This is a genomic window from Microcystis sp. LE19-10.1B (assembly GCF_027530565.1).
GTDB lineage: Bacteria > Cyanobacteriota > Cyanobacteriia > Cyanobacteriales > Microcystaceae > Microcystis > Microcystis aeruginosa.
Window position 1 is genome coordinate 1 of record NZ_JAPZQM010000104.1, and the last position, 16,804, is coordinate 16,804.

Consider the following 16,804-nt stretch of genomic DNA (forward strand, 5'->3'; position numbering starts at 1 on the left):
GAGAATTTGAAAATAAAGAAGAACTGGAAAAAGTAGTCAATCAGCTTTTAAATGAAGGGGGATTGATTATTAAATGGAGTAGAAAACTTAAAAATAAGGGTAATGCTGTCAATGTAACTTAAATGCGTAAAAGCTTAATAAACCTGTTACCCCTAGCCAAGCTGCTGAACCTGCTGGTGGCATCGTCTATGCCATTGGCACCTTGGGCTATGACTTCGGCACCGAAGCCCGTCGGGACACATTTAAACAACTGATGCCGACAGCGGTAATTGGTGGTATTGAAGTTCCCTCTAATCCCTACGATGCCCGTCAGATGGTGGATTACCTAGCTGACCACCTCTCGGAGGCTAAATCCTTAATTTGGACCCTGAACCTGGAACTTACGCCAATTTACGCCATTGAACCCCTTGGCTCTTTTTCCCGCGAAGTTTATGCCGCTTTACAGGAACTTCTTTCGGGACAAGTGCAAGCAGAAGACAGCCCCGAATATATCCAGCGTGTCAGTATTCCGGGACGGATTACTGGGCGGACAGTACGCCTGTTCTCAGGGCAAGTTGTTCCCGTCATTGAACCGGATAGCCCCCGGGGAATTTATGGTTGGCACATCAATACTTTAGTCAGTGCGGCAATTGAAGCTGTTGGTGCAGAACAAACAGAAGCCCAAGAAAGCCAAATGCGCCGCACTTTGAGTAGTTTCCTCAACCGCATCTACTACGATTTACGCAATTTAGGGCAAACTTCCCAAGACCGCGCCCTCAATTTTGCTGCGACCAACGCTTTCCAAGCAGCGCAAACTTTTTCTGAGGCTGTGGGTGCGGGGATGGAACTCGATAGTATTAATGTTTCTAAGAGTCCTTTCTGTCGGCTGGATAGCGATTGTTGGGACGTACAGTTAAAATTCTTCGACCCGGAAAATAGCCGCCGCGCTCGTAAAGTCTTCCGTTTTACCATTGATGTCAGTGATTTAATTCCTGTCACCTTGGGCGAAGTTCGTTCCTGGTCTTCTCCTAATTAGTCCTTTCCCCTGCGCTGACTTCTGACTTCAAGTACGGGCGAAGCATTCCGATAGGAAATCTAAGGTTTCAGCGATAGGTTATGCCCGAAGGCTTCGCCCCTACCCCCATTATTTACCCCAAAACAACCGTGAGACTTCCCAAACAATCTGCTCCCGTCAAACGACCCCATTTCATTCATCCCCATGAATGCGTCGATATTATTCATGGAGATGGCGAAGATTTAGTATCTATCTTAGTTAAGTTAGTTCATGGAGCCAACTACAACGATCCAGCACAATTTCAATATCCTCATTATGGCTATCTGAAAATGTCCTCTTTTGGCGGTTTTCGTTATTAGTCAAGGGTGGAGAATATACTCGTGATTAATCTGTCAGCAAAAAGCAATCTGCTCTGATAGATAATGACAGCATAAGCAACACTCAAACCCCAAATTCACCTACTCACCGATCACTCCAATTTTATGACGGCAATTCCTGTTGATTTAGTCATTGTCATTGATACCAGTGTCTCCGTTAAAGCGGAGGCCGAAGGATTGAGTCAGGCGGCGGAAACGGCGATCGCTAATGCCCGCTCCCACTGCCCCTCAGACCTGCGAGTGATTTGGCTGGGGATCGAAGGAACCTGGAAAAACACCCAATTTGAGCGCACAGTTCGAGACTATCTAACCAAAACCTGTGCCATTCCCGAATCGGCCTTAAAAAGCCGAAAAAAAGGTGAACTCCCATCGGGAGGAGCCCAGGAAGATGCGGCCCGGGTGATGCAAGATCTGGCCACTCATTTTGATTGGCGGTCTGGGGCGAAAAGGGCGATTTTTTACCTAGGAGATGAAGCCTTAGATGCAGGCGGGGACAAAACCCTTGCCAAGGATATTGAAGCCGCTAACCAGGCGATTCAAGGAGCTAAAACGGCACAAGTGATCATTCATAAGCTAAACGGCTTTTACTTCGGATCACCGATATAGACTCCAAAAGGGTTATAGCTGTTGGATCATGCAGGTTAAGCGCCGTTTAGCTTACCTATTGTGGTCAATCCAAAAGTCGCTATCGTCACACGATTGAAGCTGAATATGCTCGCGTCGCCCAAGAAACTGGCGGTCAATCTTTCACCGCGGAAGGTTCTCTCAGGGATTTTGCCACGGTTCTCGAACAAATCATTTGTGGGAGTCAATCTCCTCCTCAAATCCTCTTAAACGAACCGCAGAAAACTGATACGCCAACAACTGCTTTAGCAACTGACGGCGATCCACAACCTGTATTACAACAAACTCATGGAGAGCATCAAACTATGTCTAAATCCAAAGATTCTACAGAATCAGCAGCCGCTGCCGCGAATGTTACTCAACCCACCCCGGAACAACCGAAGATTGAGCAACCAGAAACAACTGAACCTAAAACTAAATACATTCCCGCCACTGGTTTAGAAGATTACGGACGCTGGAAAACCATGTTCAAAGATCGCAAGGCGAATCCCAATGATCCGCCTTTTCGCCGCGGTCGCATCTGGTGTTAAACTTTGTCCATTTTTCCCGCAAAACTTTGTCTATTTTTACCGCAAACAAATTGTTTAAAGTTGACAATAGTTAACAGAAAACTCTTGACAAGGATCGTGTAAATCTTTCAGTGTTATCGACAACTACCTTTGGAGTAACTTACGATGAAAACCCCAAAACTGACCCCTCGCATTACCGCCCCGGTTCAACGAGACAATATGAGTACCGTTCCTAGTGATGGTAATGTGATTACCCCTGCTACCTTCTGTGATTTAGCCACCAAGCAATGTTATCCCTTTGCGGGTGACGACGCAGTGTAATTTGTTCTTCCTGGCATTAGTCATTAGGTAGGCAGTCTTTTTTTACATGAATTGTTCGCGCTTGCCTACCTGACAAAACGACTACTCTTCAGGTTCTATCCCCAAGGCCCTTAACTGTTCCGCTAGGCGATCGGCTCGTTGTCGTTCCTGTTCGGCTCGTTGTCGTTCCTGTTGAGTAGATTCCTGGGAAGTTAACAACAAGTTACCTTCCCCATCCCACCAGCGAAGCCAGGGAAAGGATTGATTTTGGTATTCCCCCTGCCAAATTCCTAACTCTACCTTTAAAGGAACAATGGGATAATGACCGCGCTGATTAGGAGTCATTTTTTGGTAACGACCATTAACTAACTGGTACATCTCGATCTGGGCCTTGTTAACTTCATAAATTCCATAAAAAGGAATTTGAATCGCTCGCTCATAGATCCAAAATTTACCCTTGACAGGCGTTTTATCCCGTTCTTCTTCACCATTACCAGAGACAAATTCTAAGGCAATAACCGGTTCAATGGTTTCTTTCCACATCACAAAAGAACGCCGGACTTGACCATCAATCGTTGTGGGGACATGGGGAACATAAAACCAATCGGGAGCAACAGCACCTTTTTCTAGGGATTCTGGATGCTCTGGCAATCGCCAATAAATCCCACAATCTCGACCCAGACAGTAATTACCGTCAGGATGTAATTGCTCCAAAAGGGGTGTAATAGTATCCGTTAAAAGGTCTGCTTGGGGAGGCTCTTGATAGTTTTTCACAAAACTTCCATCTTTATCCGGGAGTTGGGTGTGGTCGGGTAAAGGGGAATCGCAATACACCGTGGTCGAAGGTTCCTGAATTGTGGTTGCGGGTTGTGCCGTTGGGGTGATTGCACTCATCTTTAATTCCCCTATTTTTGTTATCTAGCTTTTATTCTATAACTGTTCTTGAAAACCTGCAAAAACTATGCCTGATCTCAATGCTATCCCCGGAATGACTGCTCTTCGCTCCCATACCAAAGGCGATCCCCGCATCAAAATTGCCGTTCTTGATGGACCGATTGACTTAGATCGCGCCTGTTTCCAAGGAGCAAATATTACCCGCCTTGATCCCTATTGGTCGGAAGAATTTCCCATCGATCCCCAACACTTACAAGCCTTTTTAGATATAGAAAAAAGTGACAAAAGTGATGAAGAAAAAGAGTATCTGTTCAAAGAAGCTATCCCTGATGAAAACATCCTCCACAGTTTGCATTTGCGCTTCCATGCTAACCATATTATCAGCACCATTTGTGGCCAGCCAGATTCACCCGTAGAAGGGATTGCTCCTCAGGCTACTGTAATTAATATTCCCATCGCCTATAGCAACGAAGATTTTATTAATCCTCTCAATCTTTCTCGCGCAATTAGTACCGCTATTGAACAGGGAGTTAATATTATCCATTGTGCCGCTTGTCACCCAACTCAAAGCGGATTAGCGCACGAATTTATTGATAAAGCAATTCGTCAAGCTCAAGCTAATAATATCCTGGTGATTGCCCCCGGAGGTAATGATAAAGGAGAGTGTTGGTGCGTTCCTGCGGTATTAGAAAATGTCCTGACAGTAGGAGCAATGAAAGATACAGGCGAGCCATTTAAATTTAGTAATTTTGGTGGTAAATATGCAACTCAAGGGATTCTCGCTCCAGGAGAGAATATTTTAGGCGCTCAACCCGGAACCGATGACCCCATCCGCAAAAAAGGCACTAGCTGCGCCGCTCCCATTGTGACAGGAACAGCCGCTTTATTAATGAGTTTACAATTAGAACAGGGGTTATCTCCCGATGCAGAAGCAGTAAGAGTCGCCTTGATTAATAGTGCCATCCCCTGCGATCCTAATGAAGTAGAAGAACCAGAACGCTGTTTATTAGGAAAAATCAATATTGCGGGTGCTTATGAACTGCTGACGGGAGAGAAATTACAAACTGTTGAAGCGGATAACAATTTGTCGAATAATATCATAAAATCGGCGGTAATTCCGATGACAGTGACAACCTCGGTTATCCCATCTAATACAACCGAGATGGCAACTCAGGGAATAACTATAACCACCCCAACAGCAGCGACAATAGAACTGGTGATCACTCCTAGCAATGCTTCAGAAAATGTTTCCTCAACCGGATTAATACAAAATAATCAAACAAATAAAAATATTGTCTTTAATAGTGTCGTTCCTAGTCAACGTTCAAACCTCGTTTATGTGTTAGGAACTTTAGGCTATGATTTCGGCACAGAAGCGCGTCGGGACACCTTTAAACAATTAATGCCAACCATCACGATCGATAATCTTGAATTACCATCCAATCCCTACGATGCGCGGCAAATGGTAGATTATTTAGAAAGTAATTTATCAGAAACTAAGTCTTTAATTTGGACAGTCAATTTAGAACTAACTCCCATCTATGCAATTAAACCCGTGGGAGCTTTTGCCGCCGAGATTTATCAAGTCATGCAATATATGTTAGCGGGTCAAATATTACCAGAATCTGACGAAGATTATGTTGAAAGGGTGAGTATTCCGGGTATGCTTACAGAGGAAACCGTGAAACTTTTTTCGGGTCAAATTGTTCCCGTCATCAAGGTTAATAGTCCCCGGGGAATGTATGGCTGGAAAATTAATACTTTGATTGAATCAGCCATAGAAACTGTTCGCACAGAACATGAAATCGCCGATGAAGTAAGGATGCGGCGTTCTCTAACCAGTTTCTTAAATCGCATTTATTATGACTTACGCAACGTCGGACAAATCGCCCGCGATCGCGCCTTAAATTTTGCCGCTACTAACGCCTTTCAAGCGGTACAAACCTTCTCCCAAGCAGTAGCAATGGGAATGGAATTACACAGTATTGAAGTGGAAAAAAGCCCCTTCTGTCGCTACGGAAGTGAATGTTGGGATGTGAAATTAAAATTCTTCGATCCCGAAAATGGTCTGCGGGCCAAACGAGTTTTTCGCTTTACCATTGATGTCAGCGATCGCACCCCTGTAACCTTAGGAGAAGTGCGTTCTTGGGCTGTTTCTAAGTGAGGTTTTAGCTTAGGATCAACTTACCAATATTGAAAAAAGCAATAAGCGATCGCTCTTAACTGTGCTGGAAATTTGTCAAGATTAAATTTAACAAACTTAACATCTGAGTCAGATGAACGTAGGTTGGGTTGAAGCATGAAACCCAACGCCTGCTCATGTTACGCTACCGCTAACCCATCCTACAAATAATTGTGCCTCCCTACTTAAATTTAACAAACTTAACATCTGAGTCAGCAGCGAGAGTGTAAGTCGGGATTAGCAATTCTCGCTGGCACTAGCGATCGCTGTTGTCCCGAGAGCAGCGGGAGTAATTGCCCGAATTTTTAGCCCACAGAGACGAGGTATTTTTTGAGCATTCATTGCGAAATTTGTCAAATTATTTAAGAAATGTGAAGGAGCGCAAAGGAAAATTAAAAGAAGGGAAGATATAGATGTTGGGGAGAATACTAAGTGCTAATCTAGGGTTATCCCATCTATTCCGAGGTTAACCGTCCCACAGGAGAAACAATCACCGGATTCCCTTGCCGGCGGCGAAAATCGGTTTCTTTAAATAAAAGTTAACAGAACTTCGCACTTCTGTTAAGAAAAGGTTTACAGAAACTTGTTAGAATAGAGGTAGATAAATCCAGTTGCAAATAGGCGCTCGACCCGATGAATTTTCCGCGCGATCCGACAAAAAAAAGAGAACGAGAACACCGACAATATCTAGACTGTGACCTCTAATTGACTTTCACTCAACAGCGCGAACGAGCAGTTTTTTGAGGATTAAATTCCTAGCATCAACACCCCTTAAAAATAGTTGATGTGGGCAGTCCATAGCAAAATTTTTAGATGGAGTAGTGAGTATGAAGCTATTGATTCAGGGCAATAATATCGCTGTCACCGAACCTATTCATGATTATGTGGAACAAAAGCTGGAGAAAGCGGTGAAACATTTTAACGGCATAACCACAAAAGTCGATGTTCACCTCTCCGTGGAAAAGAATGCGCGCATTCCCGATCGCCACAAGGCAGAAGTAACGGTTTATGCTAATGGAACAGTGATTCGCGCTCAAGAAGGAAGCGAAAATTTGTACGCAAGTATTGATTTAGTTTCTGATAAAATCGCTCGTCAACTCCGCAAGTATAAAGAAAGACTGGTGGATCATCGCACCCACGCTACCGTTAAAACTAGCGAGGTGGTGCAAGAGAAACCCTTAGATGATAACCTAATTGGCGATCGCACTCCCGAATTACCTGCGGAAGTAGTGCGGATGAAATACTTTGCTATGCCACCGATGACTATTGAGGAAGCACTAACACAATTGCAATTAGTCGATCACGATTTCTATATGTTCTGCAACAAAGACACGAACGAAATCAATGTTATCTATCAACGCAATCACGGCGGTTTTGGTGTTATTCAACCCCGTCCCGTCAACCTAAATGGCAAAGAATCCAATTAACAGTTAGCGACTACAAATAAAACAAAAGACTGGAGAAATTCTCCAGTCTTTTTCTCATCTAACCAAGATTAACTTTAACCACTTTATTTTTTTCTGCCACCGCTTTCGGGAGGGTGAGATAAAGAATACCGTCTTGATAGTTAGCGGTAACTTGGCTATTTTGCACCTCCACTGGTAGGGTAATCAAGCGACTAAATTTACCATAATAAAATTCGCTGTTTTCCACCTCGGCAGGGCGTTGACGTTGCCCATTAATAGCCACCATTTGTTTGCTAACCTCCACATCGATATCTTTAATATCCACACCGGGTAATTCGATTTTCAATTGCACGGAATCCTCATTAACAGAGATTTCCACCGGGGGACGAGATACCGATGAAGTTGTCGGTAATACTTCTTGAAAAAGTTGATCGATTTGACGTTGAACAGAATTAATTTCGAGGAAGGGAGAATAAAGAGTGAAAGCCATAGTAATAATTTCCTTGAGAGGTTTTCTCTGACTGCGATTACCTCTATCTTAAGCAACTAACTTGACTTCCACAAGGCGGTTTTCAGGAAACAAAAAGTCGCAATAACCGATACACTTATCAGTTATCAGTTATCAGTGGGGTGTGGGGTGTGGGGAAGTGGGGAAGTGGGGTGTGGGGTGTGGGGTGTGGGGTGTGGGGTGTGGGGTGTGGGGAAGTGGGGAAGTGGGGTGTGGGAAGAATAAATAAAAATAATCTCCTATCTCCTATCTCCTATCTCCTGTCTCCTGTCTCCTGAATACTGACCCCTGCCTTTTGCCTTTTGCCTTCGTTATAACCATTGTTGTAATTCCGGCCAACCCAAACCCTGACGCACGATATCCGGTTGATCGCTGGTAAAATCAACAATTGTTGACACTTCCGAACCGGGAGCCGAACCATCTTCGATAATTAAATCAACGATATGATCGAGGGCATCGAATAGCCTAGCGGTTTCTAATCCCTTGGTGGGAAAATCCCCCTCCTGATCGGGAAGATGAGCAGAACTAGAGATAATGGGATTTTCTAGGGTTTCGAGAATAGTGCGACAGATAACATGATCGGGAACCCGGATACCAGTGGTTTTCCGCTTCGGATTCATCACCACTTTCGGCACTAATTTAGTCGCCGGTAAGAGAAAAGTGTAGGGACCGGGTATAACTCGTCGCATAATCTTATAAGCATAATCGCTGACCACTGCGTACTCGGAAATATTCGACAAAGAAGAACAGAGAAACGTCAAGGGTTTATCATTAGATAGTTGCTTGATTTGGCGAACTCGTTCGACGGCAGATTTCACATTGAGATCGCAACCGATCGCATAGACAGTATCGGTAGGATAAAGCATAATTGCCCCATTTTTCAGGGCATGACAGATTTCTTGGATAGAACGTTGTTGGGGATTTTCCGGATGGAGAGAGTAAATAGTAGCCATGATAGCAAAATCGTCGCCTATTGGGATTGTCCCACGGGAATTGCCGGGGATATGTGTTTAGGGGCGTTAGTAGATTTAGGAGTCCCCTTAGAATACCTGATTGCACAACTAAAAACTTTAGGAATTGAGGATGAATATCAGTTAAGGGCCGAAAAAGTGCATCGTCGCGGTCAAATTGCCACTAAGATTCACGTCGATGTCACTGCCGAGAAGTCTGCTGATCATCACCACCATCACCATCATACCCCCGCTCGCCATTTACCGGAGATCGAAAATTTAATTAAACAGGCAAATTTACCCCAGAAAGTCCAAGAATGGAGTTTAGCGGTTTTTCAACAACTTGCGATCGCAGAAGGGGCTGTTCACGGGATCGCACCGGAAAAAGTGCATTTTCACGAAGTGGGGGCAACCGATGCCATTATCGATATCGTCGGGACTTGTTTGGGTTTGGATTGGCTATCGGTGAGTGAATTATACTGTTCTTCTCTACCCACCGGCGGCGGTACAGTTCAGGCCGCCCATGGTCGTTTACCGGTTCCCGTGCCAGCAGTAGTACAAATGTTCAGTCGGCGACAAGTACCAATTTATAGTAATGGCATCGAAGCAGAGTTAGTAACACCCACGGGGGCAGCTATTGTGACAACTTTAGCTAAAAGTTTCGGTAAACCGCCGAAAATGCAGTTAGAAAAGGTCGGTTTAGGAGCAGGGACAAAAGATTTACCGATTCCCAATCTTGTCCGACTTTGGTTAGGGAAAAAAGAATCAGAAAAGCTAGATGAAAGCGAAACCGTGGCAGTTTTAGAAACTCAAATTGATGACTTAAATCCGCAAGCGATCGCCTACTTAAGTGAGTCTTTATTACAAGTGGGTGCCTTGGATGTATTTAGTCAAGCAATTACTATGAAAAAATCCCGTTTGGGAATACTTTTGACAGTAATTTGTGCCTTGGATAAAATTGCTATTTGTGAAAATATGATCTTTCAGGAAACCACAACTTTAGGCATTAGAAGGACGATTCAAGAGCGATCAATCTTAAAAAGAGAGATACAATCGATCGATACTGTCTATGGACAAATTCGGCTAAAAGTTGCCTACAAAGAGTCAATTAATCAACCGATTACCGTACAACCAGAATACGAAGATTGTGCCGCAATTGCCCGTCAGCATCATCTACCTTGGCGATTTGTTCATCAAATGGCCTTAGCTGTTTGGCAAGAAAAAAATCAGTCTTGATAGCAGGGCAATTTTATCATAAAACTGCTATTGTTCAAAAGAACGTAGGTTGGGTTGAAGCATGAAACCCAACGCCCGCTCATGTTACGCTACCGCTAACCCATCCTACAAATAATTGTTCCTCCCTAGTTATATCCATTGTTCAAAAGCTATTTTCAGGAAGATAATCCCACTTTAAAACCTGTTCTTGGCTAAAAGGACAATCAACTGGGAAAGTTTCTTTTGGTAAATTAGTTTCATTTACCGTGGATGATATAGTTTTAAGATGTGCTAAACGATGCTTAAAGTCCCCAGCTAACCAAAAATTCATCAAAGACGAGATTATTAAGCCTAACTCTAACTTTCAATATGAAGCTTTTAGAAAAATGTTGATGATAGTTATTGGTTTAGCAACATTAGAAAAAATCGAAAAAAAGTCAGAAAAAACTGATAAAATTAGTACTTTAAAAGGTTATCTTGGTAATCTAAAGAAAAGTCGCAATCTAGCGGCTCATAGTCATACTAAAGGTACTTTGACAACCTATGATGCTCCTTCTGAAACTAAATATAATTTTGATAGAATATATGCTTTGTTAACAGAGTTAAGTAGGTAGGTATTAAAAACTTTCAGATCCCCCCGCCTATCGGCACCCCCCTTATCAAGGGGGGCAGGGGGGATCGAACCTAAAATCCATTTTTAATTTAATTATAACCAGCTACTTAGATGCAGAATTGCAGCGTCATAAGTGTTGACTTATTTCTCGTACAATCGCTTTTAGCGCACCTTCGACAAAGACAATCAGTCAAAATTAAACCCCCTAACCGGCGAAAATTAACTACAAGCGATCGAAAAACTGGGAAAATATTCAATTGATTCAATGTCATCTTTTTTAACTATCCTGCCCATGAATAATCAGGTCATCCGTACTGATAAAGCTCCGGCCCCTGTGGGTCCCTATAATCAAGCGATCGCCGCTCCTGGTCCTTTTCTCTTTGTTGCGGGACAAATTCCCCTAGATCCCGTCACGGGTGAAATCGTCTCCGGGGAAATTAGCGCCCAAACCGAACAAGTTATGGCCAATCTAGAGGGCATTTTAACCGCTGCTGGGGCTAATTGGTCAAATGTGGTGAAAACTACCGTCTTTCTCTCGGATTTAGCCAATTTCGGGGCGATGAATCAAGTTTATGCCCGTTATTTCCCCCCGGAAACCGCCCCGGCCCGGGCCTGTGTGGAGGTGGCCCGTCTTCCCAAAGATGTGCTAGTGGAAATAGAATGTATTGCCGCTTTAGCCTAAAAATTAAGGTGGGCATTGCCCACCCTAACCTAATCTCTCTCTAGACTACTAAAGCTTCTAGGATCGTCTTATTGTAGATAATTCGCCCTACAGTAGTACGCACATACTGAGAAATTATCTGACCATCCTTCTCGCGGGTTTTGCGTTCCCGATAATATTTCCAGATGCTGCCATCGGGGAGAGTTTCCGTTTCCAGGACTTCCTCATCGGGTTTATTGGTTTTCACCTTTTCTCCGACAGGTAAACGCAACCACACGGAAGCGTGTAGATCCACCAATCCCTGATCAAAAGCGCGAATAGCGTCATCCATGCTGGCGAAATAACGACCCCCACCCTTTTGGGCCTTGGGATTTTCGGCCGTGAGATAATAACAACCCAAAACCATATCCTGAGAAGGGGCAACAATCGGGCGACCGGTCGCCGGTGAGAGAATATTATGACAAGCTAACATCAACAATCGCGCTTCCGATTGTGCTTCCAGGGAGAGGGGAATATGTACGGCCATTTGGTCCCCGTCAAAGTCAGCGTTAAAAGCGGGACAGACGAGGGGATGTAACTGAATCGCCCGGCCCTCCACTAGGATCGGTTCAAACGCTTGAATGCCCAAACGGTGCAGGGTAGGGGCGCGGTTTAACATCACCGGGTGTCCCGTGATCACTTCATCCAAGACGTGCCAAACATTGGCATCCCCCCGTTGGATCATTTTCTTGGCCGCCTTGATATTATTGACGATGCCTAATTTAATTAAACGATGGATAACGAAGGGTTGGAACAATTCGATCGCCATTTCCCGGGGTAAACCGCATTGATAGATCTTCAACTTCGGACCGACAACGATAACCGAACGTCCCGAATAGTCAACCCGTTTACCGAGGAGATTTTGACGGAAACGCCCCTGTTTACCCTCGATAATATCCGATAAAGACTTCAGGGCGCGATTATTGGCCCCCACCACCGTGCGACCGCGACGACCGTTATCAATTAAAGCATCGACGGCCTCCTGTAACATCCGTTTTTCGTTGCGGACGATAATTTCGGGGGCGAGAATTTCTTGCAGACGGGATAAACGGTTATTGCGGTTAATCACCCGACGGTAGAGATCGTTCAGGTCAGAGGTGGCAAAACGGCCGCCGTCCAACTGCACCATCGGGCGTAAATCGGGGGGAATCACGGGAATTACGCTTAAAACCATCCATTCTGCCTGAGAACCCGTGGCGATAAAGTTATCGATTACCCGGAGACGTTTAATTAATTTTGCCCGTTTTTGCCCTTTACTTTCGACAATTTCCGTCCGCAGTCTTTCCGCTTCTTCTTCCAGGTTAATTTCCTGTAAGAGTCTTTGGATAGCCTCGGCCCCGATACCCACTTCAATGCCGACTAATTCCGAATCCTCCGCGTAGATTTCTTCTTCGATCTCTAACCATTGATCTTCGCTGAGGAGTTGTTTATAACTAAGATTGCCGGCATTACCCGGATCGAGAACCACATAGGCATTAAAATAGACGATTTGCTCCACGTCCCGCAGGGGCATATCGAGCAGGATACTGAGATAGCTGGGAATACCTTTGAGATACCAAACGTGGGTGACGGGGGCAGCTAATTTGATAAAACCCATGCGATGACGACGTACCCGCGACTCGGTAACTTCCACCCCGCAACGTTCACAGACAATTCCCCGGTGACGGACGCGTTTGTATTTACCGCACCAACATTCCCAGTCCTTCGAGGGGCCAAAAATTTTCTCGCAGAATAACCCATCCATTTCCGGTTTGAGAGTCCGATAGTTGATCGTTTCTGGTTTGGTTACTTCTCCGACGACTTGACCGTTAGGCAGGTTTCTTTCTCCCCATTGCCGAATTCTTTCGGGGGACGCTAAACCGATTTTGACGTAATCAAATCTTTGATCTGTTGGAGTCTTCATTCTGAATTTTTTACTATGGGTGATGATCTGGGATAAGCGATCGCTCGCGCGTTCTCGATGCCCCGATGACAACTATTAGGCAGAAACGACGGTTAACTCAGTCACTTTTTCTTGGGGTCAAACTGGCCTGACCGAGTCCGGGACATTACATTATACAATTTTTCCAGTTCGATCGACCATTAAGTGATATTTTCCCAGATGGTGATGCTACCGTCGGCCGCAGCCGCTGCTAGGTGACAATAATCGGGGCTGAGAACTAAACTGGAGATCGGCGACGATCGCCCATTGTCGGTGCTGAGAGTTGCGATCGCCTGTTGAGAATTGGCTAACCAGATTTTAATCTCTCCGTCGGTTCCCCCGGTAAATAACCATTGACCTTCCTCTGCAAATACCAAGCTTGTCACCTGACCATTATGGGCATTGATCACCCGAATTGGCGCAAAATGACCGCTTTTCTCTCGATCGTATTGCCAGATTTTCACTGTCCCATCCACACAACCGGCGGCAATAATCTGACCATCGGCAGCGATCGCCAGACTCTGCACCGAAGAAACGTTACCGGATAGGACGGCGATTTTTGCTCCCGATCCCAATTGCCAGAGGGTGACAGTGCCATCACCTCCAGCTGCGGCGATAAAATCTTGATTAGGAGCCACTGCTAGGGCATAAATTGCCCCCAGACTGTCATAGGAGCTAAATTCTTCGGTTTCCTGCTCTAAATTCCACTGTTTTAGGGTTTGATCGTAACTACCACTAACCAAAAAATGCCAACGGGGGGCAAAATCTAGGCCGTGAATCGAACCGAGATGACCGAGGAAAATTTGATTTAATTCCAGACTACTGCCATCGCCGGCTAAAGTCCATAATTTAACGGTTTGATCGAATCCTCCCGTCGCTAGATGATAATCGCCGTTTCCAGTCACTGCTAGGGCTAAAATGCCCTGATCGTGAGCTTCCACCGTATTAATCAGGGTTCCCCTCGCAAAATCCCAGATTTTTAGGGTACGATCCCAACTAACGCTAATTAAAAACTGTTGATCCTCGGTAATTGCGATCGCTGTAATCATTTCCCGATGGGCGGCCAGACGGCGATAATAGTGCCAATGGGGTATATCGACGGGGGGGGAAGTGGGAGTTAAATTAAGGGTAGGTAGGGTGATTTGTGGCTCATTTTCCGCTTTTGTGGCGGGAATATCCGCCGATTCTTCGTTAAGCGGCAAAATATCTCTGTGTAAGCGACTGTAGGATTTTTCCAGATGTTCGATGCGTTCCAGCAGCCCGTTACGGTTGATATATTGAATAATTTGATTGTGGGACTGTTCGAGGACGAGAATATTCTCCTCTAATTCTGCGATCTCGCGTAGCGAGCGCGTTGCGACCGCACGGGCGTTATCGCTGGCCACCGCAGGACTGAGGGACTGTATTTGTGCTGATAAAGCTTCTTTTTCTTCTTCCCACTGACTCTGTAAATCACCAGTCATTTCGGTTAAGCGTTGACGTTGCCTGGTTCTTTCTCGGAGACGATTGAGAATATTCAACCCGAAAGTCACTACCAGGAGGAACAAAGGCAAAAACTCCGCACCCATGGCGATAAGGGTAAGCAGGGTTAATCCTAGGGCGATATATTCCGCTAATTCTAGCCAATGGGGGCGATGGTCGGTCATTTTGCAGTTACCGGTAAAGGGATTTCAATGATCTCCTGATTTCAGACTCATGGTAACGCTAATTGCCGCCTTGGGATTGACTAAAATTAATTTTTAAGCAGGAGTTAAGACTTTTTTCTTAGTTTCTATCGGTGCGGTTAAAGCGGATTCTAAATCGGCCTTCCCTAGTCTTGCTTCCAAAATTTTCAGCACTTCTCGTCCAAAATCATCGGGATTTTGTCGCCATGCTTGCAGACAAACTTCGCCAAAGAATGACCCCAAAGGTTCGGGATTCCAGAGCAGTTTTTTGGCTGTCCAGGGCATTAAACTCATGGGATCGTAGTCGGGTTTAATAATTTCTTTTTTGAAGGCGTATTCTTCTAGATGGGTGTGGGGTTGTAGTCCGATAAAAAAGATGGCTGGTTCCACTTTATCGACTCCAAAAATATTTTCTAATTCCCGATGATAGGCGATAGTTTGACGAATAGTTTCCAGGGTTTCATCAATAACATTAAAGGAATAATTTACCGAAACCAGATCATTAAAACCGGCCGCTTTTAAGTCCCGACAATTTTGCAGAACTGTCCGCAAATTATAGCCCATCCGCATTTTGCGGACTAATTCCTGAGAACCACTGGTGATACCAATTTCAAAGTAGTTCATGCCTGTTTTTACCATTAAATCGCACAGTTTCGGAGTGAGATTATCGGCACGAATATAGGCAGCCCAACGGATATCTTTCATCCCAGAAGCGAGAATTTTTTCTAATAGTTCTTCCACGTCGTTGATAAATTTTCTGGTGGGGATAAATTGGGCATCGGTAAACCAGAAATTGCGAATGCCGCGGTCGTATAATTGGCGCATTTCCTTAACTACTTCATCCGCGGGATTAATGCGTACTTGTTTCCCTTCGACGACGGTATAGATGCAGTAGCAGCAGTTATGGGGACAGCCGCGCTTGGTTTGTACCCCGATATAAAAGTCGTTTTCTTGGAAATAGTAGGAAAATTCCGGCCAAATACTGGCGATATAGTCGTAGTTACAAGCGGATTTTTCTAAGGGGGTGGGGGATTCGTGGATTAAACGCGGCCGGGGTGTGGTTTCTCCGACGACATAACAACGTTCATCGCTAAAGTCCCGGCCGGAGAGGAATTTTTCTAGCAGGGTTTCCCCTTCTCCCACTGATACAATTGTTCCTGTGGGCAGTTTGGTTTTTAGTTGTTCATAGAAAACACTGACGGCACCACCCCCGACGATAACTCGCGCTTCGGGATGGTATTTTCTGGCCTGCTGCAACCCGCGGCGAATTAGTCCCTGATTGCGCCATAATTCGCCGTAGTAGGCGGTTGTCACCTTTAAACCTCCTAAAGCACCGCGCAGCTTGATTAGGGGGTTTTTAGCGTAGTAAAATTCAAAGGCGTTTTGCAGGGGATTACCACCGCGACCACCGACGGGGGCATATATTTGAATATCCCGCCAGGAGAATACTAGCAGGGTCGGCCGAAATTCGTCAACACAGCGATCGAGTGCCTGGTTAAAGTCTAAGGGGGGGACGGTGCCAAGGTCAAAAATCCTTTGTTCGATGTCGGGGAATAGTTTATGAACGTGGTCGGAAAGGTAAACGACACCGATGGGGAAAATGGGGTTACAGGGGAGTCTAACGTAGAGGATGCGTTGTGCTTGCGGTTGAGTCATGAGATTTCTGAAGGGGATGGAGACGCATTCTGAGTAATCTTAATATAACTTAACTTTGTCCGGCTTGTCTGGCAGTTATCAGTTATCAGTTATCAGTTATCAGTTATCAGTTATCAGTTATCAGATGTGAGTTTTCAGTTCACTGTTTACTGTTTACTGAAAAGCTTCCCACTTCCCACACCCCACACCCCACACCCCACACCCTACACCCTACACCCTACACCCTACACCCCACACCCCACACCCTACACCCCACACCCTACACCCCACACCCCACACCCCACTTCCCAC

At 45.1% G+C, this 16,804-nt stretch carries 15 protein-coding genes and 3 pseudogenes; 11 read left to right on the forward strand and 7 right to left on the reverse strand.

All coding sequences use genetic code 11. The features are described from left to right. The 6 genes and pseudogenes from O9332_RS03455 to O9332_RS03480 form a co-directional block, all read left to right on the forward strand. Window positions 1-122 (forward strand): annotated as a pseudogene (locus O9332_RS03455) (IS630 family transposase); the annotation flags it as partial. Window positions 123-145: 23 nt separating this feature from the next. Next, window positions 146-1,015 (forward strand): annotated as a pseudogene (locus O9332_RS03460) (PatA/PatG family cyanobactin maturation protease); the annotation flags it as partial. 80 nt (window positions 1,016-1,095) lie between these two features. Continuing rightward, window positions 1,096-1,353 (forward strand): cyanobactin biosynthesis system PatB/AcyB/McaB family protein, encoded by a 258-nt coding sequence (locus O9332_RS03465; RefSeq protein WP_002762745.1) that lies wholly within the window; start codon window positions 1,096-1,098, stop codon window positions 1,351-1,353. Window positions 1,354-1,476: 123 nt separating this feature from the next. After that, window positions 1,477-1,977: a hypothetical protein gene (locus tag O9332_RS03470; RefSeq protein WP_002762747.1), complete on the forward strand. Its 501-nt coding sequence runs from the start codon at window positions 1,477-1,479 to the stop codon at window positions 1,975-1,977. A 323-nt stretch (window positions 1,978-2,300) separates the two neighbouring features. Beyond that, window positions 2,301-2,525: a cyanobactin biosynthesis PatC/TenC/TruC family protein gene (locus O9332_RS03475; RefSeq protein WP_002762749.1), complete on the forward strand. Its 225-nt coding sequence runs from the start codon at window positions 2,301-2,303 to the stop codon at window positions 2,523-2,525. Between the two features lie 144 nt (window positions 2,526-2,669). After that, window positions 2,670-2,825, forward strand: a complete 156-nt coding sequence (locus tag O9332_RS03480; RefSeq protein WP_002762751.1) for an anacyclamide/piricyclamide family prenylated cyclic peptide — start codon at window positions 2,670-2,672, stop codon at window positions 2,823-2,825. An 81-nt stretch (window positions 2,826-2,906) separates the two neighbouring features. Here the strand turns inward: O9332_RS03480 and O9332_RS03485 are convergent, their stop codons facing one another. Further along, on the reverse strand, window positions 2,907-3,698 hold the full coding sequence (locus O9332_RS03485) for a Uma2 family endonuclease (RefSeq protein ID WP_288023650.1): 792 nt from the start codon (window positions 3,696-3,698) through the stop codon (window positions 2,907-2,909). Between the two features lie 67 nt (window positions 3,699-3,765). On the opposite strand from O9332_RS03485, the gene O9332_RS03490 reads away from it, so the two are divergent. Both O9332_RS03490 and hpf read left to right on the forward strand, forming a co-directional pair. Continuing rightward, complete coding sequence (locus tag O9332_RS03490) at window positions 3,766-5,862, forward strand: S8 family peptidase (protein ID WP_288023651.1); 2,097 nt, start codon at window positions 3,766-3,768, stop codon at window positions 5,860-5,862. An 845-nt stretch (window positions 5,863-6,707) separates the two neighbouring features. Further along, window positions 6,708-7,307: a ribosome hibernation-promoting factor, HPF/YfiA family gene (gene hpf, locus O9332_RS03495; protein WP_002762757.1), complete on the forward strand. Its 600-nt coding sequence runs from the start codon at window positions 6,708-6,710 to the stop codon at window positions 7,305-7,307. Between the two features lie 58 nt (window positions 7,308-7,365). Here hpf and O9332_RS03500 read toward each other — a convergent pair whose 3' ends face one another. Together O9332_RS03500 and O9332_RS03505 are read right to left on the reverse strand one after the other, a co-directional pair. Beyond that, a complete protein-coding gene (locus O9332_RS03500; RefSeq protein WP_002762759.1) occupies window positions 7,366-7,776 on the reverse strand; it encodes an Hsp20/alpha crystallin family protein in 411 nt (136 codons plus the stop codon). A 329-nt stretch (window positions 7,777-8,105) separates the two neighbouring features. Continuing rightward, on the reverse strand, window positions 8,106-8,747 hold the full coding sequence (locus O9332_RS03505; protein WP_288023652.1) for an L-threonylcarbamoyladenylate synthase: 642 nt from the start codon (window positions 8,745-8,747) through the stop codon (window positions 8,106-8,108). Here O9332_RS03505 and larC point away from each other — a divergent pair. After that, the gene (gene larC, locus O9332_RS03510; RefSeq protein ID WP_288023653.1) at window positions 8,724-9,980 is read left to right on the forward strand and encodes a nickel pincer cofactor biosynthesis protein LarC; all 1,257 of its coding nucleotides are present in this window, start codon (window positions 8,724-8,726) and stop codon (window positions 9,978-9,980) included. The two genes, O9332_RS03505 and larC, sit on opposite strands and share 24 nt — an antisense overlap. Before the next feature lie 142 nt (window positions 9,981-10,122). On the opposite strand, the pseudogene O9332_RS27940 reads toward larC, so the two are convergent. Continuing rightward, a pseudogene (locus O9332_RS27940) lies at window positions 10,123-10,227 on the reverse strand (DUF29 family protein); the annotation flags it as partial. On the opposite strand from O9332_RS27940, the gene O9332_RS03515 reads away from it, so the two are divergent. Together O9332_RS03515 and O9332_RS03520 are read left to right on the forward strand one after the other, a co-directional pair. Beyond that, entirely contained in the window at window positions 10,226-10,573 is a 348-nt protein-coding gene (locus O9332_RS03515; RefSeq protein ID WP_002762766.1) for a hypothetical protein, read from the forward strand. The pseudogene O9332_RS27940 and the gene O9332_RS03515 overlap by 2 nt on opposite strands. Before the next feature lie 264 nt (window positions 10,574-10,837). Beyond that, on the forward strand, window positions 10,838-11,254 hold the full coding sequence (locus tag O9332_RS03520) for a RidA family protein (protein ID WP_002762767.1): 417 nt from the start codon (window positions 10,838-10,840) through the stop codon (window positions 11,252-11,254). A gap of 40 nt (window positions 11,255-11,294) precedes the next feature. Here the strand turns inward: O9332_RS03520 and O9332_RS03525 are convergent, their stop codons facing one another. The 3 genes from O9332_RS03525 to O9332_RS03535 all read right to left on the reverse strand — a co-directional run bounded on the left by O9332_RS03525 (window position 11,295) and on the right by O9332_RS03535 (window position 16,513). Further along, a complete protein-coding gene (locus O9332_RS03525; RefSeq protein ID WP_158200662.1) occupies window positions 11,295-13,175 on the reverse strand; it encodes a DNA-directed RNA polymerase subunit gamma in 1,881 nt (626 codons plus the stop codon). Between the two features lie 179 nt (window positions 13,176-13,354). Next, window positions 13,355-14,839 (reverse strand): WD40 repeat domain-containing protein, encoded by a 1,485-nt coding sequence (locus O9332_RS03530; RefSeq protein WP_002762770.1) that lies wholly within the window; start codon window positions 14,837-14,839, stop codon window positions 13,355-13,357. A 93-nt stretch (window positions 14,840-14,932) separates the two neighbouring features. Continuing rightward, window positions 14,933-16,513 (reverse strand): photosystem II high light acclimation radical SAM protein, encoded by a 1,581-nt coding sequence (locus O9332_RS03535; RefSeq protein ID WP_002762772.1) that lies wholly within the window; start codon window positions 16,511-16,513, stop codon window positions 14,933-14,935. Window positions 16,514-16,804 lie beyond the last annotated feature (291 nt).